Raw genomic sequence first — 26,008 nt, forward strand, 5'->3', positions numbered from 1 at the left:
AATAAAAAAGCAGCTCGGTTCGTACGAGCTGCTTTTTTTGTCTTATGAAACACTAACAGGTTTTAAGATGAATTCTTCCACAACTTTTGCCACACCGTCGTTCATGTTTGTATCTGTTACGTGGTTGGCTTTTTCTTTAATATCTTCAGGAGCATTTCCCATTGCTACGCCAAGTCCAGCAAATTCAATCATGGCAAGATCATTATAACTGTCGCCAATAGCAATCACTTCATCGCGTGTAATGCCAAGCTGCTGAATTAATAAATGTAAGCTTGTCCCTTTTGTGACACCTTCTTCTGTGAATTCAAGGAAGTATGGTTTAGAGCGCATTACGCTTAGCTCTCCTTGAAGCTGCTTTTGAAGTTTCTTTTCAACGTGAACCAGCATTTCCGGTTCTGCAAGCATGAGTACTTTTACAACAGGTTCTGTAACGGCATCAGTAAAAGATGAAACAACACGGATCGGCAGACCTGTAATGTCACTTTCAATATCCGTAAATTTATTTTCTACTTCTGTTATAATTTCATCTCCAACGTACGTATGAATTAAAACTCCTTCTTCGCGGCTAATATCGTCGAGACGTGCAACGGTTCTCGGAGATAATGTGCTGCTAAATAGCTCTTCATTTGTTAAGCAATTAATAATTTTCGCCCCGTTAAACGATAAAATAAAGCTTCCGTACTTTTCTAACTCCAGTTCTTTGGCGATGTGAACCATTCCGTAAGTTGGTCGGCCAGAAGCAAGTACAACTTTTACTCCCGATTCTTGCGCCTTCATTAATGCTTCTTTTGTGCGGGGAGAAATAGTGTGATCATCGCATAATAGTGTATCATCCAAATCTAAAACAATCATTTTGTAAGGCATAATTTTAAATTCCCTTCTTCTACTAGACTCATATCTTCATATGGTACTATAAAAAAACGTTTGATTCAATTTAATGATTTTTTGAAAACAAGAAGCATGCGTATACTTTGTTTGAACGCCCCGTAAGTAGATGAAACAAAGAACTTGAGACATAGCTAAAACAGCCCAATCAATAGCTAAAAGCAATTAAACACATGAAAGCTACGTTTACCATGACAACGAAAAAATACGAAGTAATAATCAATCATTTTGATTATTACTTCGTATTTTACTTCGACTAAAATTCTTTTATTTCAGCCTCTTGATTAGTAAGCTGCTAGAGTTTGATTCGTTTTCTGAGCATCTCCTTCACTGAAAGCTTCTTTTAAGAGCGTATAAGACCGCTTTTTTTGTTCAAAATCTTGAAGAGCAGTAAGAATAATAAATTCATCAATAGAAAATGCCTGTTTCAAAGCTTGGAGCTTTTGACGAACGGTTTCTTTTGTACCGTATATGACGTTTGCTTCTTTTTCTTCAATTCGATAGCTTTCTTTAGACTGCTGACCAAATTCTTCCGCTTTTTCTTTGGAGCCTAATGTAGCGGATTTCCCATTTTGTAAGTATACTTTAAATATTTTTGTGCTGGATGCTAATGCTTTTGCTTCTTCTACGGTATCCGCTACGATGACGGAAAGGGCAACGACAAGCGAGCGTGCATGGGATGAAACGTGCTGATTATAGACGGAAATCGCTTCTTCTAGCACTTTTTGATCACCATTAATGAATTGAGCAAATACATAAGGAAGATTTAGAGATGCCGCTAGCTCTGCGCTTGAAGCACTTGCTCCCAGTAAAAACATATCTGCTGCTTTTTGGGGCCTTGGATAGGCTTTTAAACCGTAAAGAGGGTGATCTTCCGGCAGCTTATCGTTTAGGTATTGTTTAAGTTCTATCAGTTTGTCTGTTAAGGACTTAGTGGGCTGAGAGTTTTGTTGCAAGGCTTGAGTAGAATGAGGTAGTCCTCCTGGTGCTCTGCCGATTCCAAGATCGATGCGATTTGGAGATAATGAGGCTAAAACGTTAAAATTTTCTGCTACTTTATAAGGGCTGTAGTGTTGAAGCATAACACCGCCTGAGCCGATACGGATATGATGTGTTTTGGCGAGCAGGTGAGAAATTAACACTTCGGGTGATGATCCTACAACATGTTCAGAGTCATGATGCTCCGCTACCCAAAAACGGTGGTAGCCAAGTTCTTCTGCTAGCTGAGCTAATTGAATGGTATGCTGAAATGCATCTTCAGCACGCTCACCTTCATAACGCGGGCTTTGATCTAAAATACTTAATTTCACTGAAAACACTCCTTAAAGTTGATAAAAAAGGTAAGAATAATTGGGATTAATTTTAGCAAAGGATTTTCCAGATGAAAAGAGTTTTTTTAAAGAAAAATATTTTTTGAAAAATAAGTTGACTTTGCCATTTTGAGGCTATATAGTTGAATCATCAAATAGAAAAGCCGATAAAACAACTTGGATAAATAAGAATTGAGTGAGTATGTTTCAAAGACACTTCACTTCATTCTCCGGTTTTATCAAAAAACAGTTAAAGCTGATTGGTCTACCAAAGGCTCCTGAGGAAACGCTAGGAGCCTTTTTGCTGTAAAAAGGAGGGGGAAAAGGTGAGCGATGTATGTATTTTATATAACGGAAGCTCTCATAATTATCAACAAATAGCCTCAGTGAAAGATGAGCTAGAAGCTTGCTTAACCTCAAAAGGAGTGCACGCCGAAGCTATCTCGTATCATGATGTACACGCTTTGAAGCAGGAAGCGCAGAAAGAAGTAAAGGCATTTATTTCGAAAATGAACCAAGCTAAAAGCATTGTCGTTCTGTTATCGGGAGTAAATGAAACATACGTAGAATCTTTTGAACGGCTAACAAAAATATTGCCAGAAGATTTATTGTATAAAAAAATACTTCTGCCAATTCTTATTGGTGAAAATGTGAATTCTTTACTAAAAGCTAAGTATGATTTAAAACTTTTAGCGTCTTTTTTAGGTAGACCTTACTGGCTCAGCAGTCTTTTTCTACTGCATGAATACGTCTCTTTTACAGGTATTAACAATGCGAATGCCAAAAGTCGTTTAAAGGAAGCGGTGGATGAGCTGATTTACAAAGGTAATCTATCCCTTCAAACATTTATAAAATGAGGTGAAAAAAATGAGTGAATTATTTCGATTAGCTACCGTAGAAGATGCTGAAGAACTGTTGGATTTAACGCTTCGAGCATATGAGCCGATTCGAAAGCTAGGAATTAAATTTCCTGCTGCGACGGCAACGATTCAACTTGTAAAAGAAAACATTCAAAACAGCCGCTGCTACGTGCTGGAAAGTGATGAAAAAATCGTAGCTACGATTACAGCAAGAACGTATAAAGAAATAACGAACTGGCCTTTCTTATGGTGGTTTGCGGTAGATCCTTTGCTTAAAAAGAAAGGAGTAGGTTCTAAACTCTTAACGTGGGTTGAAGAAACGGTTATTCGAGATCAACTGGGGGCTCCTGCTGTTACATTAGCTACTTCTGATCGACACCCATGGCTGATTCCTATGTATGAAAGAAAAGGGTATGAACGCTTTTTTGAAGTCGATCAAGGAGAAGAAGGAAAAGGCGTATTCTTAAGGAAGATCTTACATCCCGAAAGATATGAGTTAGAAAAACACAAGGAGTTACAACAAGCTAATTAATCATTTAAAAGAAAAGAGGAGAAACCATGTCAGTAAAAATTTTATTATGGAATCGAAAAGGTTGTCATCATTGCGAAGAACTAAAAGCATATTTTCATGAAAAAGGCCATCAATATGAAAGTATCGATGTAGAAGGAAAAGATTATTTGCGAGATTTACTTGAAATTAAATACGGTATTCGTCATGTACCGGTCGTTGAAATTGGAGATAAGGGGCAGTTTAAAGGAGTTATTGAAAAAGATTATGAACAAATAGAAAAGTTGATTGAAGACTATTCACCAATCGTTAAATAGCTGCAACATCCATTTTATTAACTCGTTAAAACAATAAATTATTTTGAGACATAGTGAGGGACCAAACACATGAAAAAACTACAGCTGACAGCTATCTTTTTATCACTTCTTTTATTATTAGCCGCTTGCGGAACACCCAATAAAGAAACAGCAGCTAACGCAAGCAAAGACAAAGTGCAAAAAATTATTGTAGGAACGGGTACGCAATTTCCCAACATTTGCTTTCTTGACAATAAAGGAAATCTAACGGGGTATGACGTAGAGCTTGTTAAAGAAATAGACAAACGTCTTCCAAACTATAAGTTTGAATTCAAAACGATGGATTTTTCTAATTTACTTTTGAGCTTGGAATCCAACAAAATTGATTTAGTCGCCCATCAGATGGAAGTGAATGAAGAAAGAAAACAAAAGTTCCTGTTTAATAAAGAACCTTATAATATCTTTCCGCTACATGTAGTTGTAAATGAAAAAAATACGTCAATTAAATCAATTAAAGATTTGAGCGGTAAAAAGGTAATTGTAGGAGCAACGAGTAACTCTGCTAACTTAATTGATAAGTATAACAAAGAACATGGAAATAAAATTGATATCGTTTATTCAGGTCAAGGATCTGATGATACAAAAACGCAGCTAAAAACAGGACGTGCGGACGCTACAATTAGTACGCCGTTTGCAGTTGACTTTGTCAATAAGCAAGCGGACGCAGAGCAAAAAGTTGTGGGACCTGCTATTTCAAATTCAAAAGTATATTTTATGCTTCGAAAAAATGAAACAGGTTTACAAAAAGATGTTGATAAAGCGCTAAAAGAAATAAAAGAAGACGGAACATTGACAAAATTAAGCAAAAAATGGCTAGGAGAAGATTATACAAAAGCAGCTGGAAATAACTAAATCACTTACTGTGACCCAAGCCTTGAACTTGGGTCCTTTCGCTACCTGTAGAGGGAAACAAAGGAGAGAAAAAGATGGGAAAAGCATTTGATATAGAGCTGATTTTCACCTCTATTCCTCAATTATTATCTTATTTGCATATTACAATTTGGATTTTGGTTGCTTCACTTTTGATTGGCAGTACCTTGGGATTGTTTATTGCCTTGCCTCGTATTTATAAAGTACCGGTGTTAAGTCAATTAGCAGCAGTTTATATTTCTTTTATGAGGGGGACGCCTATTTTAATTCAATTATTTTTAGTTTTTTACGGGGTACCTGCCCTCTTACAATTGATTCATATTGACGTTTCTAGAATGGCTCCGCTCGTATTTGTGATTATCACATATTCACTGAGCACGGCGGCGTCTTTTTCTGAAATGATGCGCGGTGCCATTAATAGTGTAGATAAAGGGCAAACTGAAGCAGCGTATAGTGTAGGAATGACCGGAAAACAAACGTTCACTCGAATTGTGCTGCCGCAAGCTCTCGTTGTAGCATTTCCTAACTTTGGAAACCTTGTGATTGGTTCCTTAAAAGATACGTCTTTAGCCTTTACCATTGGTGTCATGGATATGATGGGAAGAGGAGATACCATTATCGCAGCAACGGCTCATGCAGTTGAAGTATATATTGCACTTGCCATTATTTATTATTTGGTAGCCATTATATTAGAGAAATTTTTTATGAAATCCGAACAGAAGCTGCAAAAACACGATCAGCCTGTTCATGTATAAAACGAGCTTACTAAAAGAGGTGTAAACATGATTATTGACGTACCGTTTATATGGACAGCATTTGTAGAAATTTTGAAGGCATTACCTTTAACACTCCTTATTACCATCGGTCCATTACTAGGCGGATTGCTTATTGGTATTGCTGTTGCGGCTGTGAGAATTAATTCAGTAAAAATAATAACGCCTATTGCCAACGTATACGTATCATTTTTTCGAGGAACGCCTGCCATTCTTCATATTATGGTTATTTACCTAGGGTTCCCGCTATTGATTAATAAACTATCAAGCTACTATGGATGGGGCTTCAATGCAAACAGCATTCCTATTGTCGTATTTGTATTAATCGCTTTGTCTTTTACAGCGGGGGCTTATATGTCAGAGATCATTCGCTCTGGTTTGTTAGCGGTAGAAAAAGGACAAATTGAGGCTGCGTATTCCATTGGAATGAATCGTTTTCAATCGATGAAACGAATTGTTTTCCCTCAGGCGTTTGCTTTATCTTTACCAAATTTATGCAATATCTTCATCGGCTTTTTGCATACGTCTTCTATCGCATTCATCGTCTCACAAAAAGAGTTAAACGGTGCAGCTAATATCGTAGCTTCAAATAATCTTAAGTTTTTAGAAGCCTATATTGCTGCTGCCCTTATTTATTGGATGCTGACGATGTTAATAGAAGGAATAACAGCGCTGCTTGAACGAAAATTAACGGTTTATAATCGAGGAGGGGTTGTATGATTACATTAACAAATATTAAAAAAACATTTGGTCAACATACAGTATTGGACGGTATTGATTTAATTGTTAAAAAAGGGGACGTTGTGACCATTTTAGGGCCGAGTGGCTCTGGAAAGACTACGTTTTTACGCTGCATTAATTTCTTAGAAAAAGCAGATGAAGGAGAAGTTTCAATCGATCAATTTACGGTTCAGTGCCAAAAGCCAAACCGCAAAGATATTTTAACTCTTCGACAAAAAACAACGATGGTTTTTCAGCAATACAATTTGTTTAAACACAAAACCGTTATTGAAAATATTATGGAGGGGCTAGTTATTGTTCAAAAGCTGCCAAAGGAAGAAGCAAAACAACGAAGTTTAGACGTCCTTGAAAAAGTTGGGCTTGCTGAAAAAGCAAATGCGTACCCAAGTCAGTTATCAGGAGGTCAACAGCAGCGAGTGGGTATCGCTAGGGCGCTTGCTTTAAATCCTGAAGTCATTTTATTTGATGAGCCAACGTCTGCTTTGGACCCTGAACTGGTGGGTGAAGTACTGTCTGTTATTCGTAAAATTGCTGAAGAAGGAATTACGATGATTATTGTTACGCACGAAATGAGTTTTGCCCGTGAAGTCTCTAATCACGTGGTGTTTATGGACGGAGGAAAGATTGTCGAACAAGGTCATCCTGAAGAAATATTTTTAAATCCAAAAGAAGATCGAACAAAGCAATTTTTCAAGCGTATTAACCCAACGCATTCGCCTTACTCTTATGTTTATGAAAAAACAATCTAATATTTTAATTTAAAACCCACTTGACTCATAGGAATAATAAGTATATGATAAAATCATCAAATTAAACAAACCGACTAGATCACTAGAGGTTCTTTGCACAATGTCACGCATTGTGCAAAGAACCTTTTATTTTTTACTAGACTTAAGGGAAGAAGGGTGAACGTAGTGAATCGAGGAGCATTAAAAGCTAAAACAAGCAAAAAACTTATTATAAAAGGCCAGGTTGTACCTGGAAGGCAGCAAGGAAGACATTTGGGTTTTCCGACAGCTAATATAGATACTCAGCATGAGGAATTAAAAAATGGCGTGTATGGTGTCCTCGTTCATCTGCGGGGACTTGAACATATAGGAGTTATGAATGTAGGCGTTAAGCCGACATTTGGATCGGAACTATCTAAAACATTTGAGGTTCATATTTTGGATTTTAACGACGTTATTTATGGAGAGACAGTTCAATGCGACGTTATCTTTCGGGTGCGAGGTGAGAAAAAGTTCCCTTCCATTGAGTTTTTAAAACATCAAATTAAAGCCGATACACTACAAGTTAAGCAAAGATTTCAACATATGGGCTATGTATCTAGTGAACATACAGCTTCCAAGCTAGGGCAAGCGAGATATTTAAATCTGCCTGATCTACAGTTTTTTAATTGGTGCCACAGCCAATTCAGAGTCAATAAAGGGATTTACAATACAATTGATCAATGGTTTTATGACGAAGGAATTGAAAATATTCACCCTAGAAGAGTTCACGTTATCGCTTTTTTGCAATTTGCACAGGAAGGAAATGAAAGAAAGACAGAAAAAGAAGGAGTCCTTCGCTTTGGAGCAGGCGGTTTGACCAATCAACTACGAGAATTTATGAATGGATATGAAAAAGGAGAATGGTAATATGACAATAAAAAGACAATTAAAGCTAGGGGCTATTATTCATGGAGTGGGAGGAAACATGGGGGCATGGAGACACCCTGAAATTTTGTCAGATGCCAGCGTTAATTTCGGTTTTTACAAGCAGCAGGCTCAAAAAGCGGAAGAAGGAAAATTTGATTTAGTGTTCATTGCCGATGGGTTATATATTAATGAAAAATCGCTTCCGCATTTTTTGAATCGTTTTGAACCTCTCACTATTCTATCAGCACTTGCTTCTGTCACTTCTCATATTGGTTTAGTTGGCACTCTATCGACTTCGTATAGCGAGCCGTTTACGGTGGCTAGACAATTTGCTTCACTTGATCATATTAGCAGCGGCCGAGCGGGATGGAATGTTGTAACATCTCCATTGGAAGGATCTGCGCTTAACTATGGAAAAGAGCACCCCACTCATGATAAACGCTATAGAATAGCTGAAGAGTTTCTAGAAGTAACGAAGGGATTATGGGATTCTTGGGAAGATGATGCATTTATTCGAAATAAAGAAACCGGACAATTTTTTGAAGAGAAAAAGCTGCATCGCTTGCACCACAAAGGGGAATTTTTTTCTGTAGAAGGTCCGTTAAACATTGGCCGCTCAGCTCAGGGGCAGCCCGTAGTGTTTCAAGCAGGCTCCTCTGAAAGCGGAAAAGATTTAGCAGCGAAAACGGCTGACGCAGTGTTTACGGGACAAGATAATTTAGAAGAAGCGAAAGCTTTTTACCAAGATGTAAAATCAAGAGCCGTAGCGCAAGGACGCAATGAAAACGAACTTTTAATTTTCCCGGGAATAGGTCCTATCATTGGCAGTACAACCGAAGAAGCCGAAAGAAAATATGAAGAACTTGCTCAATTGGTAACAATTGAACATGCGCTCAACTATTTAGGACGTTTTTTCGATCATTTTGATTTTTCACAGTTTCCATTAGATGAGGCGTTTCCTGATTTAGGGGATATCGGAAGTAATAGTTTCCGCAGTACAACTGATAAAATCAAAGAAAACGCTAAAAAACATAAGTGGACACTGCGAGAAGTGGCGCTGCGAATTGCTACACCTAAAACACAATTTATTGGGACGCCAGAGCATATCGCTAATTTGATGCAACAGTGGTTTGAAGAAAAAGGAGCTGACGGCTTTATTATTCATTCAAGCGTTCCGCATGGCTTAGATGACTTTGTTGAACACGTCGTACCGATACTGCAAGAAAGAGGCCTGTATCGTACAGAATACGAAGGGAGTACGTTAAGAAGTAACTTGCAATTGAATGTTCCTAAAAATCGTTACACACAGGTGAAAGTTAACTGAAGTGGATTAAAAGAGACTCGAAGGAGTCTCTTTTTTTAATATTTTTAATATTAAAAATATGGTAAAATTATTTTTGTAGGTTATTCGTTTCAGTTCATAAGGCCTAAAGGGTTTTGAATACCCGGAAAGGAGTCAAATGGAAAAAAGACATAAAAGTAAGAAGAAGCGTATGATTATGTGGATATCTTTATCCGTTCTTTTAGTCGGGGGAGGAGCGACAGGATGGATATTGTACCAAAACGGAAAAATTCCTTTTTTATCACAGCAAAGTATAAAGGCAAGTGCCATTAAAGTGAATCAACAAAAAGTTGATAAGCTGGAAAGCAACGATCAGCAGGCAAAAGATTTTATAGCTGAACATCATGACGTACTAAATGATTTGACGGGGTGGAGTGCCATTGAGCACCCAGACTGGCCTGCCGTACAAGAAGAAGCGGCAGCCATTAAAAATACCATTGGCACGATTGAAGTAAAAGATTCTGTTTTAAAGAAAGACTTTCAGCATATGGAGAAGCTTGCTGGACAGCTAGAGCAGACGAAAGATCAAGCACTGTTAAAAGAACTTCATCGTTATTTTCATGACTTAGATGTTGTGATCAATGAAGACGATGGATCAAATACATATTTTAATGTTACCAGCTATGGTAAATCAGTTGTAAAGACTTCTAAATGAGCTATAGCAAAAAGCTTTATACATAAAAGTAGTTTTGTATAACAAACGTCTTCGCTTATTCATGCATATGCTACGGATAAGGAGGAGACAGGTTACATGAAAAAAATTTATTTAGATGCAGGTCACGGAGGGGCAGATCTAGGGGCTGACGCCAGCGGGTTATATGAAAAAGACGTAGTGTTAGCTGTTCAGCAGTACATCATCTCTTTTCTTTCTACTCACTATCAAGGATTTTCTCTTTGGACAACGCGTACAACCGATGTGTTTTTGTCATTAAATGAACGGGTCAACAAAGCCAATGTGTGGGGGGCTGATGTATACTTATCTATTCATATAAATTCAGGTGGCGAAACGGGATATGAAGATTTTATTTATAGCAAAAATATAAATAACCAAACCATTGTGTTACGAAACGATATTCACGATCATGTGAAATTTGTTCTCGCTAAATACAATCACTCTAACCGAGGCAGGAAATTAGCTAATTATAGTGTGTTAAGGCGTTCATATATGCCGTCTGTATTAACTGAAATTGGGTTTATTGATACAGAACACGATGCAAAGCTCTTAAAAAATCCTCAATTCCTAAAAGATATGGGGGTGGCATATGCAAAAGGGATTGCGCAGTTTTTAAACTTGGAGCCTAAATCTACAGATTCTGTGGGAGATCCTGACGAGGAAGGGTTTCTAAAGCCTACTTTTTTATATAAACCTTTATGGATAAAAACAACCGAGGATACGGAGACGTATAAGTATACCAATATGTCAGAGAGAACAGGTTATTTAAAAAAGAATACCCTCTTTCAAGTTGATAGTGAAACGCATGCAGCCTGGATAATTGATGGAGAACATTTTATTGAAAAAAAAGATACAATCATTGAAGGAGAAACTATCACAACTGCGGAATTAACAAAAGAGAATATGGAAACATTAAAAGTGTTTGTGACGAAAGAAAAGTTAGAAACAGCGGTAACCTTTTCTGAAGAAGGAGCTGCGGTAGCCATCTTTACACTTCACGATAAAAAAATATTGAATGTAAAAGCATTTTTAGATAGAGAAAAATGGTGGTACAAAGCTGAACGGATAAAAACATCGTGAAGAAACCTGCTTGTTTTTTTGAAGCTTTCACCCTAGTAATTTTACTTATTTTTGATAGAATATAAAGAGCTGAATCGTAAAGATGCATAAAGGTGTGATGGAAATGGAAGAGCAACAAGAAGCGATTGATTTAACAAAAGTATATGTATATGAGGAGTTTCCGGATAAAGTTGCAGGCAGATGCGATAACTGTGGACATGTGAAATTTAAAAGCTTAGTAAAAGACTTTATTTTTATCCGTACATGCGCAAAGTGCGGCATGAAAAAAAGTATTTAAATCCCTACTTCTTTAAAAAAAACGCTCTTTTCTAAAATGAAAAGAGCGTTTTTTCTCTATTTAACGTATAAATGATCGCTAAGCTGCTCTGAAATAGTTTCTACATCTTCTTGCACATGTTTTTGTTTTTTCATCATTTCTAACAGGATTTGTTCAAGGTTCTGTGAATGATTTTGCTTATCTTTTGGTTTATGTAAATACTTTGCGATTTGATGCATATTATTGCTTAGCCGGCTTAGCTCAGACTCAATTTTTCGCAGGTTAACTAATAGTTCCACACCTGCTTCTTTGCCGATTAAAGGCGGCTTAACTTTTCCGTCCATAATAAATTTTCGAATGAGAGACGTTCGTTTTAAATTATAGTGTTCAATAAGTTCCTCTAATTTTTCTTTTTCTTCTTCATTCAACTTAATTGCTGGAATGCTGTGTCCTCTCATAAGGTATCTCCTTTCAAGAGCAGTTCTTGCTGCGTTCAATCATATGTAAACATTCTCTTGTCTTTAATAATAGCAACCTTTTCCATGGTTAACTATGGTGAAAAGTTACTAAAATGTCGAACGTACAGTCTGTTAAAAAACTGGTAAATTAAGAAATTTGGTTTAGTAATAGTTGAATTATAGAAGTAATGTCATTATCTACAATATTGCTGCTTTATTAAAAAGGCAGCCAAAGGGATGAATATACCGCCTTTGTACTCACCATTTTTGAAAGCGCAGCTTTAAAGAAGAGGGATGGTTTTTATCGTTTTTTCCTCCTACCACATCTTTCCTCCTAGTAACTCTGTCGAATCTTCTAGACTATTGTCTCAAGGGAATAGAAAGAAAGAAGACGAAATGGTTGAGAACGAGGTAAAGTCATATTATGTCTTTATTTACCTCATTTACATACTTTACGGGGGAGGAATACGTTTGAAACTAAAAAAACGATTAAAACTAAACAAGATAGGGGCAGCCATGCTTGCGGCTGGGGTTATATGTACAGGTTATACGCCTATTCATATGCTACAAGCGCCTCTAGTCGCTCAGGCTGCAGAGAATCAGTCGGACTCTTTGGAGCTAGCATTTGCACAAGCATCTAAAGAATTTGGTGTGCCAGCTTCGCTTTTAAAAGCAATTTCCTACAACAAGTCGCGCTGGGAAAGTCATAATGGGAAACCTAGCGCAGCCGGGGGATACGGCCTCATGCATTTAACAGACATCCCTTTTTTAGAAGATGGAAAAGGAAACGGAACTGCGTCTTCACAACCAGCATATGACAAACAGCAAACGCTCTCCTTAGCTGCTAAGCTGCTTAAGTCAGATAAAGAAAGATTAAAAAATGACCCTGTGCAAAATATTCGTGGTGGCGCTGCTGTACTAGCTTTTATTGCAAAAGACAAAAATGGAAACGTACCGTCTACTGATCAGAAATGGTACGACGCAGTCGCCGCTTACAGTTCTTCTCAAGATAAAGAAAACGCTCAAGTATTTGCCGATGATGTATATGAAACGCTGGAAAAAGGGGCAGAGCGTACAACATCAGATGGACAGCATCTTAAAATTTCTCCTCAACATATAGATATGTCGATTCCTCGTGCTGAAAATTCCAATACGAATAAAGCGGATTGTCCAGGATCTTTAAAATGTGAATACATTCCTGCTTTTTACGGGAAATTCAGCGAAAGTCCTTCAGATTACGGAAACTATGATATTGCAAATCGTCAAAAATCAGATGTTCGCTATATTGTTATTCACGATACAGAAGTAAGTTATGACGGAACCATTGATTTGTTTGCTAACCCTAACAGAGCAGCTGCAAACTATGTCATACGTTCAAGTGATGGCCACATTGCACAGATGATTGATAACAAAGATGTAGCATGGCATGCAGGAAACTGGTATTTTAATACGCACAGTATTGGAATCGAACATGAAGGGTTCGCCCTTGAAGGATCCACGTGGTTTACAGAAGAAATGTACCGTTCTTCAGCAAGACTTGTACGCCACCTTGCCAAAGAATATCATATTCCATTAGACCGAGCTCATATTATCGGTCATGACGAGGTACCGGGTTTGTCTCCTAAGGCTCAATCAGGTATGCATTCGGATCCCGGGCCGTTTTGGGATTGGGGGCACTATATGGATTTAGTAGGAAGCCCAGTCGAGCGCCAGCATACAAGCAAACTAGCCGTTACAATTAATCCCGTCTTTGAAAACAATCAGCCAGAGGTATCAGATGCACCAAAGCAGCCGGCCAACTTTGTGTATTTGCATCAAGCTCCTAGCAATGATTCACCGCTACTGAATGAGCCTGCAGCTTCAGGGCCAGGAACGAAACAAACGTTAGACTGGGGAAGCAAAGCTGTAACGGGCCAAACGTACGCACTGGCTGAGACAAAAGGAGAATGGACAGCGATTTGGTACGGAGGACAAAAAGCGTGGTTTTATAATCCACATAATCAAAATACGAGTAAAGGTACGGGCATATTATTAACGCCAAAAGCAGGAAAAGAAAGCATTCAAGTGTACGGAGGAGCTTTCCCGGAAGCTTCAGCCTATCCTTCTGATATCCCGGTTAAAGACATGGTCCCACTTCAGTATACAATCTCTCCGGATCAGGTGTACGTAAGGGTAGAAAAAGTAAAGAGTGACTATTACTATGCACCCACTTTTACAACAAATCCAAACGATCACAAAATGATTGTGGGAAAAGATGAATATTATCAAATTTATTTTAATCACCGCTATGCGTTTGTGAAAGCTTCGGATGTAGAGATTAAAAAACAATAGAATAGAGTGTTAAAAGAAAGGAAGAGACAGGGTGTATAAAGGGTTTGTCTCTTCCTTTCCTTTTTAAAACCACAAAAATTCAGAATGTTATTGATGATTTTTCCTTATAATGGTTTTTTAGCTTATTATCTTTTTAAAAAAGGAAGGAATGTCCTGTGATTATAATTAAGCCTTTAAGTCAGTGTTCTTTTTCTGATGCGCTAGAAGCATTTAATAAGGGTTTTGAAGATTATTACATTCCGGTTGAGATGTCACTAGATCAATTCATTTGTAGGTTTGGTGTGGATCGTTTATCTGTCGAGCATTCTTTTGTCGCTTTTTATAATGACATACCAGCTGGAATTATGTTAAATGGAATAAAAAGAGTCAAAGGAAAGAAACATGCTTGGAATGGAGGTACAAGTGTAGCATTCCTTTACCGAAAAATGGGAATTGGTGAAGCCTTACTAAAAGCTACACTTGAGAAATATCAGCAGCAAGGAGTAGTGGAAGCCAGTCTGGAAGCATTTACAGTCAATAAAAAAGCCATTCACCTTTATGAGAAATATGGATATGAAATTGTAGATACGCTTTTCTTTCTAAAGCATAGAGGTAGTTTTCCCGCTTCTTTACTTAAAAAGAAGAATCAGCTTGCATATTCGTTAAAGCGAAGGCTTGCAAAAGATATTCAGAACCTACCCTTTTATACATACGACGTTCCGTGGAAAAATCAATTTGACTGTATTTGTGATGGAGAATCGTTTATTGCGTTGAATGAAAGAAACGAAGAAGTTGGCTATCTATTATTTCAAAAGAATTTTTCTTCCATAGGCATCGTGAATTCCGTTACTTTTTATCAAGGAAGCGTTAAGGAACATATCTCAAATTCAGAGGACGTTCTGGACTTTTTATTAGCAACCATTTTTAATATGTATGGACCAATTGCTTACAATACACATAATGTACCTGAAAAAGGAAATAGCTTACTCGTGAAAATGTTAAAATCCTTTGGTTTTCAAGATTTATATACAGATGAAGGAATCAAACTTGAGCAGGTGTTTATGAAAAAACAACTTTAAAAAGCGGCAATGGGCCGCTTTTACTGCATTTCCGTAATTGGATGTGCATCATAAAATTCCTCGATTTTTTCTTGCTGCCCTTCGTATTTTGCTTTCCATGCTTGAGTCCCGTCCTTATAATTGCGCAGATCTGTTCCGTAGAAGTCGGTTAACTCTTTTCGAGTAATCGTGATTGTCTGAGGAACAGTCGTGTTAATAGTAAAGTGAACGCTGTCAACATTTTGTACGGCAGAAAGTAAAATGGTTGCGTTATGTAAAAGTGTACGTTTAGTTTTAACAGACGTCCAGCTTTTTTCAAACGCATGCTGATTATCTGTTGCAGCGTAGTTAATTGCTAAGTAGTAAGGTTTTTGCGCATTTTGAAAAGTTATACCTTTTAAATAAACGTGTCCTGGAAGTTTATTTGTTATTTCTTCTATTGAAGTATCACGTTCTAAAGAAGAAGTATGATGAATAGAAGAAGCAGAGACTCTTTCAGCAGACAGATTATTATGAGGTGCATAGGCACACCCTGATAGGCAAGTGAGCACTATACAAAGTGTAAGAGAAGCATCTATTTTTTTCATAATGGTAACTCCTTTTGTTTATATCTACTTGTAAAGACGAAAGACCTACACTTTTTGTTTCATACAAAATATAAATTTATTCATTAAAAAGACAGATAATCCAAAATAATAGAAGTTAATAACCCTAATGAAGCAATAAAACCAATAACAGGACCACCTTCTTCAAAAGCTTCCGGCAACATCGTAGAAGCAACCATGGCCACAATTCCACCACCGGCAAATGAGGCAATAAAGCCCATCATGTTTGGGGTAGCGTCTTGAAGAAATAGATATCCAATCCAAGAGCAAAGAGCTGATATAAAGAAGACCGAAAGCCATAATGAAAAAATTTTCTTTCGCTTATATTGGCTTTTTAGTAGTCCGCTTGTCCCGGAGATTCCTTCCGGTATATTGCTGATAAAAATAGAAACAACAAGCAGCCAGCTAACGTGGTGCTGTTCAATCAAACTTGCGCCAATCATCAGTGATTCAGGTATAGCATCCATAATGGTACCAATAAAAATGGCTAGTCCTGAGCTAGCTGGGACAAGGTGGTTTGAACGTTTTCTTTTGTGAGCACCTTTTTTAGCTAAAGACATATCAAGAAGAGTAAAAAGTGCTGCGCCTGTTAAGAAGCCTAAAGAAGAAGCAATAATTCCCGCTTCTTTTACCGAATCTTGAATGAGCTCGTAAGCAGCAGCTCCTAACAAAACGCCCGTGCCAAAAGCCATAATATAAGCAGTCAACTGTTTTTTTAAAGGTACAAAAATAGCTATAATAGCTCCAATTAATACAGCTGAGCCTGAGACACCACCCCACATAAGGGCATCTATCACATGAGATCCCTACTTTCTTGCGTACTTATTTGTAGTGTAACCATCTATGTGATTATTATGAAACAAGATAAAAGAACTAAAAAAATGGAAAAGAATCACTGATTTAGACCTTAAATAAAATAAGTCTTCTGTATAATTGACAAAATTTTCTGATTATTTCCGTTGAAAGTGAAAAAACCTTGTGATAGTCTGATCAAAAGATATAAAGATGGAAAAAAATTCTTTCATCTGTAGAAGGTCAAAAAACTTAATGAGGTCACTTTTAAACGAAAGAAGGAAGACGAGATGAATCCAAAAGCAGTGAAAAGAGAAAATCGTTATGCTAACTTAATTCCTATGCAAGAAATTAAATCCGTTGAACAGCAGCTTTACCCATTTGATATTTATAACAGTCTGCGTCAAGAAGCACCTATTCGTTACGATGAAAGCCGAAACTGCTGGGATGTATTTGATTATGAAACAGTAAAGTATATTTTAAAAAACCCGTCGCTTTTTTCATCCAAACGAGCAATGGAAGAACGCCAAGAAAGTATCTTAATGATGGATCCTCCAAAACACACAAAATTACGAAACTTAGTGAATAAAGCTTTTACACCAAGAGCTATTCAGCACTTGGAGGGTCATATTGAAGAGATTGCAGATTATTTATTAGATGAAGTAAGCAGCAAAAAAAAGTTTGATATAGTAGAAGATTTTGCTGGACCACTGCCGATTATTGTAATAGCTGAGCTGCTAGGAGTACCTATACAAGATCGAGCACTGTTTAAAAAGTACTCCGATGACTTAGTGAGCGGTGCTGAAAATAATTCAGACGAAGCTTTTGCGAAAATGATGCAAAAGCGTAATGAAGGGGTGCTTTTTTTACAAGGGTATTTTAAAGAAATTATCGCTGAGCGTCAGAGAAAGAAACAAGAAGATCTGATTTCGCTGCTTTTAGAAGCAGAAATTGACGGCGAACATTTAACAGAAGGGGAAGTACTAGGGTTTTGTATTCTATTGCTAGTAGCAGGCAATGAAACAACAACAAACTTAATTACGAACGGAGTCCGGTATATGACAGAAGACATAGACATACAGAATGAAGTTCGTCAAGACATATCCCTAGTTCCGAATCTCGTGGAAGAAACGCTCCGCTATTATCCTCCTATTCAAGCGATTGGACGCATAGCCGCTGAAGATGTAGAACTTGGAGAGTGTAAAATTAAAAAAGGGCAGCAGGTAATTAGCTGGGCAGCAAGTGCAAATAGAGATTCAGCTAAGTTTGAACGGTCTAACACTTTTGTCGTGCGTCGTAAAACAAATCCTCACGTAAGCTTTGGTTTTGGCATCCATTTTTGCTTAGGAGCACCGTTAGCAAGAATGGAAGGGAAAATTGCCTTTGCTAAATTACTAGAAAAAGGGGAATTTTCCAAAGTTGAGAATCAGTCTTTAAAGCCAATAGATAGCCCTTTTGTTTTTGGGGTAAAAAAATATGAAATTACTTTTGATAACGCCTGAAAAGCGAGCGCAAATGATGCGCTTGCTTTTTAGCGTTCAGTCTTCCATTTTTGGTCCTCTGAAGGAGACGTATAGGTGTCCATTGAAGAGATAAGCTGTTCGGGAGTATCAGAAATATTGATGAGACGAATAGCAGAATCCGTAGAAAATCCTTCATCTACTGCATGCTGAACCATTTGCATAAGCGGGTTGTAGTAGCCGTTTACATTTAATAACCCCACTGGTTTTTTATGTATGCCAATTTGAGCCCAGCAAAGAGCTTCAAACAGCTCTTCAAATGTCCCGAAACCTCCAGGAAGGGCAATATAAGCATCTGCTAACTCGTGCATAGTTGCTTTTCGCTCGTGCATGCTCTCTACTTCGATGAGTTCTGTCAGCGCGGTATGAACAATTTCACCGCTAAACAAACCGCGGGGCATAATACCAATGACTTCGCCCCCATGTTCAAGCATTTCATTTGCGACTTCTCCCATCAGGCCCATTCGTGAGCCTCCGTAAATCAGCCGGTAGTTTTCTTGGGCCATGTAGCGTCCTAGCGAGACGGCGGCCTCTTTATATTCTGTTTTTATTCCTGCGCTTGATCCTGCAAACACACAAATTGATTTCAATTTCTTCACTCCTTTGTTTCTTCTCTATATAAGTCTTTTCTGTTTATGAACAACAAAATCCTTCTTAATAATTTATGAATTTTCACAATGTCATCGCTTGATTATTCTAAAAACTTTGCTTATAATCAAAGCGAAACATCTGTTTGAAAGCGTTATCTATTTCTTTTCTTTTGATGAAAAAGAGAGTACGCATAGATCTACTTGTAAGATAAGTAGATAATATGAACTTATGGGAAATTGGACCGTTTTAAACGCTTCATTAGTAAGTATACGTACTTGCAGGATTAGGACAAGGGGGATATGGGGATATGATGAATAATTTAATACGCACATTAATGGTACAAACACCGACTGTACCAGGAAACTTAGGAAGAGTAGCAACAGCCATTGGAAATGTAGGAGGAGACATTGGCGAGGTTGAAACCGTTAAAGTAGGACATAACTACACGATGAGAAGTATTACGGTTCAAGTAGAAAGTGAAGACCAGCTTGAGGAATTGCTTGAAGCGGTTCGCAGTTTAGAAGGCATTACTTTACATACAGTATCAGATGAAGTTCTTCATGCACATGAAGGCGGTAAAATTCAAATGAAAAGCAAAATGAAAATTGAGTCGATCGCTGACTTAAGAAGAGTATATACACCAGGTGTAGCAAACGTTTGCCGTGCTATTCAAGAACAGCCCGACAAAGCTAAAATTTATACGAGCATTGGAAACACGGTTGCGATTGTAACGGATGGTACCGCTATACTAGGACTAGGGAATATTGGTCCAGTTGCAGGAATGCCTGTTATGGAAGGAAAAGCTGCGTTATTTGATCAGCTTGCCAGTGTAAACGCTATCCCTATTTTGTTGAATGTAAATGAGCCGGAAGAAATCATTCAAACGGTTAAAAATATTTCACCAGGATTTGGCGGTATTTTACTAGAAGATATAGGGTCGCCTCACTGCTTTGAAATTGAAGAACGTTTAAAAGAAGAGCTAGATATTCCAGTTATGCATGATGATCAACACGGAACAGCAGTTGTGACGCTAGCAGCAGCTATCTCAGCTTGTCGCAGCACAGGTGTGAATTTGAAAGAAGCAAAAGTAGGGCAGATTGGTTTAGGAGCTGCTGGTATCGCTACTTGCAGAATGTTCATGGCTTACGGTGTCAAACAAGTGATAGGAGCTGATAAGTCTCCTGAAGCGAATGAGCGCTTGGTCAGCTACGGTGGAAAAGTAGCGGATTCATTAGAAGAGCTTATGGAGAACTGTGATATTGTTATTGCGACAACAGGTGTACCTGGCTTAATACAGAAAGAATGGATTCGAAAAGGGCAAATCATTTTAGCACTTTCTAATCCAAAACCAGAAATTGAACCTGAAGATGCTCTTGAAGCAGGAGCTATTTATGCTACTGACGGAAGGTCAGTGAATAATGTGCTTGGATTCCCAGGTATTTTCAGAGGAGTATTAAATGCGGGAGTGCGTGATATTACGCATACGATGCTTGTAGCTGCAGCTGAAGCCATTGCAAATTCAACGCGTCCAGGCGATTTAGTTCCTCACCCTCTTAATCTAGCTGTACACGAAGCAGTATCTGAAGCAGTTGAAAGAGCGGCTGTTGCACACGGAGAGAAAGACGGCGTTTATCGATAACAAACAAGGCTGCCTCGAAATAGGCAGCCTTGTTTGTTTTTTATCAAAAAATAATAAGAAAATAGTAAACGATGAAACTTTTTTCCTTTTTTAACGTAATATAGTAATAGAAATAGTAAAAAAGGTAGAGAAAGGAGTTTTTATGGAGTTTGAACATTTAAAGGGCAAATTGCCCCTCGAGGCTAAAAAAGCGATGCGCTGGCAATCCATTTTTACGCATAGCCTGTGGCTTCTGGCAACAGCGGGTTATTTTCTACTCGTTCATTTTTTTGATTGGTGGTCAATTATTGGATGGATATCAGCTGGACTATTAGTCGTGAGCTTTATCGTATATACAATTATAGCTCCAAATGTATATATGAATGTATATTCATATGAAGTAACAGATACTCAAATTGATGTGCAAAGAGGGCTCTTCATCTGGTATCATACGAAAATTCCCCTTGTGAAAGTACAGCACGTTGAAACGTTGACAGGGCCGATTTTTCGAAAATTTGACTTGGCATCTGTTAAAATCATCACAGCAGCTGGAAGCGTCGAAATTCCTGCACTCGTACAAAGAGATGCTGAAGCACTGCGAGAGTATATTGCTAGACTAGCAGAGGTAGATGATGAAGATGAGTAAGCGGCTGCATCCGCTATATATTGCAATAGCATTTACTGAACATATAAAAAATAATATCCTGCCTTTTGTGTTTGTATTTATCGTCAATCGGCACCTGTTGTTTACATATTGGTGGGCAACGCTATTAGCGGGAGGCGTAGTCGCTTTATTTGCTTTTTTTACCTGGAGGGAATTTCGTTATGAAGTAACGGAAACGGAAGTGCGTCTGTATAAAGGGATTTTTAAAAAAGAAAAACGATTTATTCAACGAAATCGCATTCAATCGATTCAGTTAGATCAGCCGTTTGTCTTTAGAATTCTTCGCTTAGCTCGGCTTCGTATTGACACGGCCAGCAGCGGTACGGATGCTGAAATTGATTTATCTGGTATTTCACTAAAAGAAGCGCACCATCTTAAAGATACGTTAAAGCTGTCAGGGAGTCAGCCGGAAATAACAGAAAAAAGTCCTGAACGTATGATGAAAGTGTCGGTGAAACAGCTGGCGTTAGCTGCTGCGTTTTCCGGGAATTTTGGCTATATATTTGCTGCTCTTGGTTTTCTCTATCAGTATATTGATACGTATATCAACCGCTGGGTGAAGACAGCTTACGAAGAAGTGATTCATCAATCGATGCTTGGTTTATTTGTATTAGTGGCTGCAATTGTGGTGCTTGCTTATTTGCTGTCTATCGTTTTATATGTGATACGATTTGGCGGTTTCACAGTGGAACGCTACGATCATTATCTACATATTAAATACGGACTATTAAATAAGAAATCCCTTACGATTCCTTTTCATAAAATACAGGCTGTTACGATAGAGGAAGGGTTGGTTCGACGCTTATTTGGATGGTCTTCCGTTTCGTTAAATGTCGTAACCTCTGATTTAAAAGAAAAGGTCTATTTACACCCGTTTATCCAGCAAAAAGAGATTTCAGCGTTAATGAACGTATATGTCCCGCACTACGAATATACAAAGTGTCCAAGAAATACAGCTATTCAATATGCATGGTACCCATTACTATTACCGCTCTTGTTATTTGCAGCGGCAGGGATTGGCATCAGCTTTTGGAAATCAATGTTCGTGTGGGTTATTGCTGTGCTATGCCTTGCGTATGTACTTATTCACTGGTTGGGCTATCGCCAAGGCGGCTTAATGATGAACGAGGTATTTGTCGCTATTCGCTCACAGTTTTTAACACGAAAAACCACGATTATTAGAAGGAAGAAAGTGGAACAAATTGAGGTGTTTGCAGGCACCTTTTTATGGAAAAAAGGATACAGGAAAATAAAAATTTCAACTATGGGTACAAGCGGCAGCTATAAATCGGGATATTTTCCATTTGAAATTTGGCATCCTATCTTTCTGCAAGCTACTTCTTCTAAAAAGGCATGAAGAACATCATTGTTCTTCATGCCTTTTGACGTTATCTATTCATTAACTTTTTTCCTTGCTCGTAATAGCTATTCATCACGTCAGCGGGCACCATACTGCCTCCAGTTGACCATACAAGGTGAGTAGCTTTTGACATATCGTTTTCTAGTGCTTGCGCTTGTATATAGGAAGACCCGCTTTCCATCAGGTGAAGAGGCCCTTGTAAACCAGCCGCTGCTGAAGGTTCTATATACATATTTTCACGATTGGCTAGCTCATAAATAAATCGGAAAAGCTGATCATCTTCTACAGTATAAATTCCGCTAATAAGCGATTTTATCGTTTCGCCTACAAAGCTAGATGGCCTTCCTACAGCTAGTCCATCGGCAGCTGTTATGTTATCAAGTCCAATATCGGTAACGGAAATGCCATCATGCAGCTCGGTTATTAATCCAAGCAGCATGCAAGGAGAGTGAGTAGGTTCAGCAAAAAAGCAGTGAACATGACCACCGTATATTGCTTTTAATCCAAACGTAATACCGCCAGGACCTCCGCCTACTCCGCAAGGTAAATAGACAAATAAAGGATGTTCAGCGTCTACTTGAATTTGCAGCTCGGCTAGCTGCTTTTCCAAGCGTAAGGCAGCGACGGAATAACCAAGAAATAAATCTCTAGACTGCTCATCGTCAATAAAATGACAGGCGGGGTCTGCTTCGGCTTGCTTTCGTCCTTCTTCCACGGCTTTTCCGTAGTCAGACTGATATTCAATAACGGTTACGCCTTTCGAACGAAGCAAATCTTTTTTCCATTTCTTCGCATCGGCTGACATATGGACGGTGACGTTAAAGCCGAGAGCGGCGCTTATAATACCAATGCTTAAACCTAAATTACCGGTAGATCCTACTGCAATAGAATAAGAAGAAAATAACTTTTTACATCGTTCTTCAGCTAGAAGAGCGTAGCTGTCTTCTTCGGTAAGCAGCCCTTCTTTGATAGCAAGACTTTCAGCAAATTTTAATACTTCATAAATGCCGCCTCTTGCTTTAATAGAACCTGATATAGGAAGATCGTGATCGCATTTCATCAATAATTTTCCTTGCAGCTCGTTATTCATTTGTTGATTTAAATAGTCTTTCATGTATGCAATTTCTTGAAGAGGTGATTCAATGATTCCTTTTGATGCTTTTAGCTCCGGAAAAGCGATTTGAAGAAAAGAAGAAAAGCGAGAAAGTCGCTCTTTTGCATCTTTTATATCTTTGGTATGTAAAGAAAGAGACGAAAGTGCTTCTTGAGCAGGTTTTAAATAAGGATTTATCCAAAGTATTTCCTGTTTATTGATTAAAGGTGTTAATAAAGGATATTCACGGATCCATGTAGCAAGGGGTTTTTGGTGAAATAAATGTATCGTCATAAAGGCTCCTTTCTCAATATGTTATTTCCTTTATATGTATAGTATCAAGAATAGAAGAAGTTGAAAACGAAAATATCAAAAAGCAGAAAGCGCATTTTAACTGCCTCTTGTATACTAATAAAGATAACTTATACAACTGCATAGAAAAAAGGAGAGGAATTTATGGCATTTTCAGGCGATGATAGCAGATGTCCTATCTGCGGAGAGAAAAATAACTGTGCTTCTGTACAAGGCAGAGAAATAGAAAAGTGTTGGTGCATGCAGAAAGTTTTTACTCCTGATCTGTTTAAACAAATTCCTTTAGAAAGCAGAGGGAAAGCGTGTGTATGCGTCAAATGCGTTGCGAGACAGAAGGAAGAAGGTGGGGATTAACGTGAAAAAAGGAATTATTTCATACGGTGAGGCATTTATTGATTTTATCGCCAAAAATGAATCTAACACTGACTTTGACCCTTTTTTAGGAGGCACAACCGTTAATGTAGCAGTTGGAGTTCAGAAGCTAGGAGCAAAAGCATCTTATATCTGCAAGTTAGGGAGTGATGAAACAAGTGATTTTGTAAGAAAGAAGCTTTTAATTGAAGGAGTAAACCAAAGCGGCTGTGTAACTTCGGTGACGAAAAAAGTTTGTGAAGTGTATGTACATAAAAGTAAAGAAGGAGATCGTTACTTTCATTCCTACATAGATTCTACCCCTCATGAGCAAGTGTATAAATATGAGCTGCAGGAAGCTCTATTTGAGAAGGCAGCGATTTTTTATTTTGGATCAGGCACTTTGTTTCATCCGATTTCCCAGGAAACTACAAGAGAAGCTGTGAGGCTCGCAAAAAAATATCGTATGCTGGTAGCTTTTGATCCGAATATTCGAATGAAAAGATGGGAAAGTGAAGCAGCATGTAGAAATATTGTAACATCGTTTTTGTACGAAACAGATATTTTGAAAATCTCTCAAGATGAGCTCCTATTTTTGATGAATTCAACAGATCTGGCAGAAAGCCTAGAAAAAATGAGAGCGTATCATATTCCGTTCGTATGGGTCACTCAAGGAGAAAAGGGCGCAGTAGCTGTTACTGCAAATCAAACGCTTCATGTGAGTGCAAAAAAAGTACAGGCGATAGACACGACGGGAGCGGGGGATGCATTTATGGCAGGAATTCTCTGGTGTATTCACGAAAAAGGTTTGCCTGAACGTGAGGAGTCATGTAAGCAGTACACAATGTTTGCCAACGCGTTAGGTGGAGCAGTTTCGGCGAGATACGGAGGAATAATTTCACTGAAAGCAAAAGAAGTATCTAGTATAAAAGCAGGTAGCTGATAGCTACCTGCTTTTGAACGTTTATTATTTAAAAAATGACAGTATAATCATAAGGGCAAAAATAATCGTAAGGTGGTTCAATGAGAACACAAACATTAAAGTAGCCCATTTTGTATCTTCTAATTTTTTAAATCCAACAATTCCAAGAAGCATCCACACGAGTGTTAAACCGAACATTGTAAATGCGATAATTTTACTAAACGATAAAAATAAGAACGATGCCGCTAGTAAAATAACTAGGTATACAAGCGTTTGGACTTTGGAACGACGGATACCTTTTACTACAGGAAGCATTGGTACACCTGCGGCTTTATATTCCTCAAGTCTTCTAATCGCAATAGCGTAGAAGTGAGGAGGCTGCCATAAAAACATAAATACAAACAATCCAATTGCTACCGGATGAAATAAGTCTGGTGAAATAGCGGCCCAGCCAATGATTGGAGGCATAGCTCCAGAAATACTTCCGACTTCGGTATTATAAATGGTTGTACGTTTTGTAAGCATAGTATAAGGCACTACATAAAAGAAAAATCCTAAAATACCCATAATGGCGGCCATGTTAGAAACTAAAAATAAAATACCTACACCAATAACAAATAAAGCCAGTCCTAACCATAGAGCAAATTTAGGGTTGACCGCTCCTGTTACCGTCGGTCTGTCTTTTGTACGTTTCATGATTGCATCGATATCACGGTCATAGAAGTTATTAACTGCCCCAGCTCCTCCTACGACAAAGGATGTCCCAATTAAAGCCAAAATAATGATAGGAATTTGTGTCACAAAGCTTAAGTCATTAACAGCAATTGCGAGACAAAGCCCAGCAACCATTCCTAGTGAGTTCGATTTAATAATCCCAGTTTTTATAATAGCACTGATTACTTCCCGGGAAAAATACTGATTGATAGGAAGTGATTCCTTTGTGATAACTTCGGTATTTTTCACAGCAATTCTCCTTTTTGAGCTTATTCTTACATGAATAAACCTAATCTTTATTAATCAACTAAACTATTTTAACAAAAAAATATCGTAATTACATCAAGGT

The 26,008-nt window shown here is 38.0% G+C and carries 28 protein-coding genes; 20 read left to right on the forward strand and 8 right to left on the reverse strand.

Features of this window, described 5'->3' with window-relative positions:
• Positions 1 to 42: 42 nt before the first annotated feature.
• Positions 43 to 864: a Cof-type HAD-IIB family hydrolase gene (locus MKX72_RS10315; protein WP_013082899.1), complete on the reverse strand. Its 822-nt coding sequence runs from the start codon at positions 862 to 864 to the stop codon at positions 43 to 45.
• A gap of 305 nt (positions 865 to 1,169) precedes the next feature.
• Positions 1,170 to 2,195, reverse strand: a complete 1,026-nt coding sequence (locus tag MKX72_RS10320) for an LLM class flavin-dependent oxidoreductase (RefSeq protein ID WP_155008167.1) — start codon at positions 2,193 to 2,195, stop codon at positions 1,170 to 1,172.
• Between the two features lie 326 nt (positions 2,196 to 2,521).
• Here MKX72_RS10320 and MKX72_RS10325 point away from each other — a divergent pair, with 326 nt between their 5' ends.
• The 12 genes from MKX72_RS10325 to MKX72_RS10380 all read left to right on the forward strand — a co-directional run bounded on the left by MKX72_RS10325 (position 2,522) and on the right by MKX72_RS10380 (position 11,312).
• A complete protein-coding gene (locus tag MKX72_RS10325; RefSeq protein WP_028413593.1) occupies positions 2,522 to 3,052 on the forward strand; it encodes a hypothetical protein in 531 nt (176 codons plus the stop codon).
• Positions 3,053 to 3,062: 10 nt separating this feature from the next.
• Positions 3,063 to 3,587 (forward strand): GNAT family N-acetyltransferase, encoded by a 525-nt coding sequence (locus tag MKX72_RS10330; protein ID WP_028413592.1) that lies wholly within the window; start codon positions 3,063 to 3,065, stop codon positions 3,585 to 3,587.
• A 26-nt stretch (positions 3,588 to 3,613) separates the two neighbouring features.
• On the forward strand, positions 3,614 to 3,880 hold the full coding sequence (locus MKX72_RS10335; protein WP_028413591.1) for a glutaredoxin family protein: 267 nt from the start codon (positions 3,614 to 3,616) through the stop codon (positions 3,878 to 3,880).
• 69 nt (positions 3,881 to 3,949) lie between these two features.
• A complete protein-coding gene (locus tag MKX72_RS10340; RefSeq protein ID WP_033578803.1) occupies positions 3,950 to 4,771 on the forward strand; it encodes an amino acid ABC transporter substrate-binding protein in 822 nt (273 codons plus the stop codon).
• Between the two features lie 74 nt (positions 4,772 to 4,845).
• Positions 4,846 to 5,544: an amino acid ABC transporter permease gene (locus MKX72_RS10345; protein ID WP_033578804.1), complete on the forward strand. Its 699-nt coding sequence runs from the start codon at positions 4,846 to 4,848 to the stop codon at positions 5,542 to 5,544.
• 27 nt (positions 5,545 to 5,571) lie between these two features.
• A complete protein-coding gene (locus MKX72_RS10350) occupies positions 5,572 to 6,282 on the forward strand; it encodes an amino acid ABC transporter permease (protein ID WP_014460395.1) in 711 nt (236 codons plus the stop codon).
• Positions 6,279 to 7,052, forward strand: coding sequence for an amino acid ABC transporter ATP-binding protein (locus MKX72_RS10355; RefSeq protein ID WP_034265635.1), 774 nt, complete (start codon positions 6,279 to 6,281; stop codon positions 7,050 to 7,052). Before MKX72_RS10350 ends, MKX72_RS10355 begins: the two co-directional genes overlap by 4 nt.
• 165 nt (positions 7,053 to 7,217) lie before the next feature.
• Positions 7,218 to 7,940: a riboflavin kinase gene (locus MKX72_RS10360; RefSeq protein WP_047751101.1), complete on the forward strand. Its 723-nt coding sequence runs from the start codon at positions 7,218 to 7,220 to the stop codon at positions 7,938 to 7,940.
• 1 nt (position 7,941) lies between these two features.
• Positions 7,942 to 9,264, forward strand: coding sequence for an LLM class flavin-dependent oxidoreductase (locus tag MKX72_RS10365; protein WP_033578807.1), 1,323 nt, complete (start codon positions 7,942 to 7,944; stop codon positions 9,262 to 9,264).
• A gap of 169 nt (positions 9,265 to 9,433) precedes the next feature.
• Entirely contained in the window at positions 9,434 to 9,937 is a 504-nt protein-coding gene (locus MKX72_RS10370; protein ID WP_230624621.1) for a hypothetical protein, read from the forward strand.
• Positions 9,938 to 10,033: 96 nt separating this feature from the next.
• The gene (locus tag MKX72_RS10375; RefSeq protein WP_034265645.1) at positions 10,034 to 11,035 is read left to right on the forward strand and encodes an N-acetylmuramoyl-L-alanine amidase family protein; all 1,002 of its coding nucleotides are present in this window, start codon (positions 10,034 to 10,036) and stop codon (positions 11,033 to 11,035) included.
• 97 nt (positions 11,036 to 11,132) lie between these two features.
• The gene (locus MKX72_RS10380) at positions 11,133 to 11,312 is read left to right on the forward strand and encodes a hypothetical protein (RefSeq protein WP_025752091.1); all 180 of its coding nucleotides are present in this window, start codon (positions 11,133 to 11,135) and stop codon (positions 11,310 to 11,312) included.
• 56 nt (positions 11,313 to 11,368) lie between these two features.
• Here MKX72_RS10380 and MKX72_RS10385 read toward each other — a convergent pair whose 3' ends face one another.
• Positions 11,369 to 11,749, reverse strand: coding sequence for a plasmid mobilization protein (locus MKX72_RS10385; protein WP_028413582.1), 381 nt, complete (start codon positions 11,747 to 11,749; stop codon positions 11,369 to 11,371).
• A 471-nt stretch (positions 11,750 to 12,220) separates the two neighbouring features.
• On the opposite strand from MKX72_RS10385, the gene MKX72_RS10390 reads away from it, so the two are divergent.
• Together MKX72_RS10390 and MKX72_RS10395 are read left to right on the forward strand one after the other, a co-directional pair.
• A complete protein-coding gene (locus tag MKX72_RS10390; protein WP_155008165.1) occupies positions 12,221 to 14,080 on the forward strand; it encodes an N-acetylmuramoyl-L-alanine amidase in 1,860 nt (619 codons plus the stop codon).
• Positions 14,081 to 14,235: 155 nt separating this feature from the next.
• Positions 14,236 to 15,138: a GNAT family N-acetyltransferase gene (locus tag MKX72_RS10395; RefSeq protein WP_155008164.1), complete on the forward strand. Its 903-nt coding sequence runs from the start codon at positions 14,236 to 14,238 to the stop codon at positions 15,136 to 15,138.
• Positions 15,139 to 15,158: 20 nt separating this feature from the next.
• Here the strand turns inward: MKX72_RS10395 and MKX72_RS10400 are convergent, their stop codons facing one another.
• Both MKX72_RS10400 and MKX72_RS10405 read right to left on the reverse strand, forming a co-directional pair.
• The gene (locus MKX72_RS10400) at positions 15,159 to 15,704 is read right to left on the reverse strand and encodes a DUF4825 domain-containing protein (protein WP_034265654.1); all 546 of its coding nucleotides are present in this window, start codon (positions 15,702 to 15,704) and stop codon (positions 15,159 to 15,161) included.
• A gap of 83 nt (positions 15,705 to 15,787) precedes the next feature.
• Complete coding sequence (locus tag MKX72_RS10405; RefSeq protein ID WP_028413578.1) at positions 15,788 to 16,519, reverse strand: ZIP family metal transporter; 732 nt, start codon at positions 16,517 to 16,519, stop codon at positions 15,788 to 15,790.
• Positions 16,520 to 16,804: 285 nt separating this feature from the next.
• On the opposite strand from MKX72_RS10405, the gene MKX72_RS10410 reads away from it, so the two are divergent.
• A complete protein-coding gene (locus tag MKX72_RS10410; protein WP_155008163.1) occupies positions 16,805 to 18,016 on the forward strand; it encodes a cytochrome P450 in 1,212 nt (403 codons plus the stop codon).
• A 29-nt stretch (positions 18,017 to 18,045) separates the two neighbouring features.
• On the opposite strand, the gene MKX72_RS10415 is transcribed toward MKX72_RS10410, so the two are convergent.
• Positions 18,046 to 18,624, reverse strand: coding sequence for an LOG family protein (locus MKX72_RS10415; protein WP_028413576.1), 579 nt, complete (start codon positions 18,622 to 18,624; stop codon positions 18,046 to 18,048).
• A gap of 308 nt (positions 18,625 to 18,932) precedes the next feature.
• On the opposite strand from MKX72_RS10415, the gene MKX72_RS10420 reads away from it, so the two are divergent.
• From MKX72_RS10420 to MKX72_RS10430, 3 genes are all read left to right on the forward strand, one after another.
• Positions 18,933 to 20,264 carry an NAD-dependent malic enzyme gene (locus tag MKX72_RS10420; protein ID WP_034265658.1) on the forward strand — a complete coding sequence of 444 codons (1,332 nt, stop codon included), beginning with the start codon at positions 18,933 to 18,935 and terminating at the stop codon, positions 20,262 to 20,264.
• Positions 20,265 to 20,406: 142 nt separating this feature from the next.
• Positions 20,407 to 20,889 (forward strand): PH domain-containing protein, encoded by a 483-nt coding sequence (locus MKX72_RS10425; RefSeq protein ID WP_033578823.1) that lies wholly within the window; start codon positions 20,407 to 20,409, stop codon positions 20,887 to 20,889.
• Positions 20,882 to 22,264 carry a PH domain-containing protein gene (locus MKX72_RS10430; protein ID WP_230624622.1) on the forward strand — a complete coding sequence of 461 codons (1,383 nt, stop codon included), beginning with the start codon at positions 20,882 to 20,884 and terminating at the stop codon, positions 22,262 to 22,264. The genes MKX72_RS10425 and MKX72_RS10430 overlap by 8 nt, the downstream gene beginning before the upstream one ends.
• 31 nt (positions 22,265 to 22,295) lie before the next feature.
• Here the strand turns inward: MKX72_RS10430 and MKX72_RS10435 are convergent, their stop codons facing one another.
• Entirely contained in the window at positions 22,296 to 23,654 is a 1,359-nt protein-coding gene (locus tag MKX72_RS10435; RefSeq protein WP_155008162.1) for a D-serine ammonia-lyase, read from the reverse strand.
• A gap of 162 nt (positions 23,655 to 23,816) precedes the next feature.
• Here MKX72_RS10435 and MKX72_RS10440 point away from each other — a divergent pair, with 162 nt between their 5' ends.
• Together MKX72_RS10440 and MKX72_RS10445 are read left to right on the forward strand one after the other, a co-directional pair.
• The gene (locus MKX72_RS10440; protein ID WP_033578825.1) at positions 23,817 to 24,026 is read left to right on the forward strand and encodes a cysteine-rich CWC family protein; all 210 of its coding nucleotides are present in this window, start codon (positions 23,817 to 23,819) and stop codon (positions 24,024 to 24,026) included.
• Position 24,027: 1 nt separating this feature from the next.
• A complete protein-coding gene (locus MKX72_RS10445; protein ID WP_155008161.1) occupies positions 24,028 to 24,966 on the forward strand; it encodes a carbohydrate kinase family protein in 939 nt (312 codons plus the stop codon).
• Positions 24,967 to 24,990: 24 nt separating this feature from the next.
• On the opposite strand, the gene cyoE is transcribed toward MKX72_RS10445, so the two are convergent.
• Positions 24,991 to 25,908: a heme o synthase gene (gene cyoE / locus MKX72_RS10450; protein ID WP_013056789.1), complete on the reverse strand. Its 918-nt coding sequence runs from the start codon at positions 25,906 to 25,908 to the stop codon at positions 24,991 to 24,993.
• Positions 25,909 to 26,008: the final 100 nt, after the last annotated feature.

It is taken from the genome of Priestia sp. FSL R5-0597, from assembly GCF_038006305.1.
GTDB classification, from domain to species: domain Bacteria; phylum Bacillota; class Bacilli; order Bacillales; family Bacillaceae_H; genus Priestia; species Priestia zanthoxyli.

Excerpts from the sequence above, each read along its gene's own strand:
- MKX72_RS10315 (WP_013082899.1), bottom strand. The coding sequence starts at position 864 with ATGCCTTACAAAATGATTGTTTTAGATTTGGATGATACACTATTATGC.
- MKX72_RS10330 (WP_028413592.1), top strand. The coding sequence starts at position 3,063 with ATGAGTGAATTATTTCGATTAGCTACCGTAGAAGATGCTGAAGAACTG.
- MKX72_RS10335 (WP_028413591.1), top strand. The coding sequence starts at position 3,614 with ATGTCAGTAAAAATTTTATTATGGAATCGAAAAGGTTGTCATCATTGC.
- MKX72_RS10340 (WP_033578803.1), top strand. The coding sequence starts at position 3,950 with ATGAAAAAACTACAGCTGACAGCTATCTTTTTATCACTTCTTTTATTA.
- MKX72_RS10345 (WP_033578804.1), top strand. The coding sequence starts at position 4,846 with ATGGGAAAAGCATTTGATATAGAGCTGATTTTCACCTCTATTCCTCAA.
- MKX72_RS10350 (WP_014460395.1), top strand. The coding sequence starts at position 5,572 with ATGATTATTGACGTACCGTTTATATGGACAGCATTTGTAGAAATTTTG.
- MKX72_RS10355 (WP_034265635.1), top strand. The coding sequence starts at position 6,279 with ATGATTACATTAACAAATATTAAAAAAACATTTGGTCAACATACAGTA.
- MKX72_RS10365 (WP_033578807.1), top strand. The coding sequence starts at position 7,942 with ATGACAATAAAAAGACAATTAAAGCTAGGGGCTATTATTCATGGAGTG.
- MKX72_RS10370 (WP_230624621.1), top strand. The coding sequence starts at position 9,434 with ATGATTATGTGGATATCTTTATCCGTTCTTTTAGTCGGGGGAGGAGCG.
- MKX72_RS10375 (WP_034265645.1), top strand. The coding sequence starts at position 10,034 with ATGAAAAAAATTTATTTAGATGCAGGTCACGGAGGGGCAGATCTAGGG.
- MKX72_RS10380 (WP_025752091.1), top strand. The coding sequence starts at position 11,133 with ATGGAAATGGAAGAGCAACAAGAAGCGATTGATTTAACAAAAGTATAT.
- MKX72_RS10385 (WP_028413582.1), bottom strand. The coding sequence starts at position 11,749 with ATGAGAGGACACAGCATTCCAGCAATTAAGTTGAATGAAGAAGAAAAA.
- MKX72_RS10400 (WP_034265654.1), bottom strand. The coding sequence starts at position 15,704 with ATGAAAAAAATAGATGCTTCTCTTACACTTTGTATAGTGCTCACTTGC.
- MKX72_RS10410 (WP_155008163.1), top strand. The coding sequence starts at position 16,805 with ATGAATCCAAAAGCAGTGAAAAGAGAAAATCGTTATGCTAACTTAATT.
- MKX72_RS10420 (WP_034265658.1), top strand. The coding sequence starts at position 18,933 with ATGATGAATAATTTAATACGCACATTAATGGTACAAACACCGACTGTA.
- MKX72_RS10425 (WP_033578823.1), top strand. The coding sequence starts at position 20,407 with ATGGAGTTTGAACATTTAAAGGGCAAATTGCCCCTCGAGGCTAAAAAA.
- MKX72_RS10430 (WP_230624622.1), top strand. The coding sequence starts at position 20,882 with ATGAGTAAGCGGCTGCATCCGCTATATATTGCAATAGCATTTACTGAA.
- MKX72_RS10435 (WP_155008162.1), bottom strand. The coding sequence starts at position 23,654 with ATGACGATACATTTATTTCACCAAAAACCCCTTGCTACATGGATCCGT.
- MKX72_RS10440 (WP_033578825.1), top strand. The coding sequence starts at position 23,817 with ATGGCATTTTCAGGCGATGATAGCAGATGTCCTATCTGCGGAGAGAAA.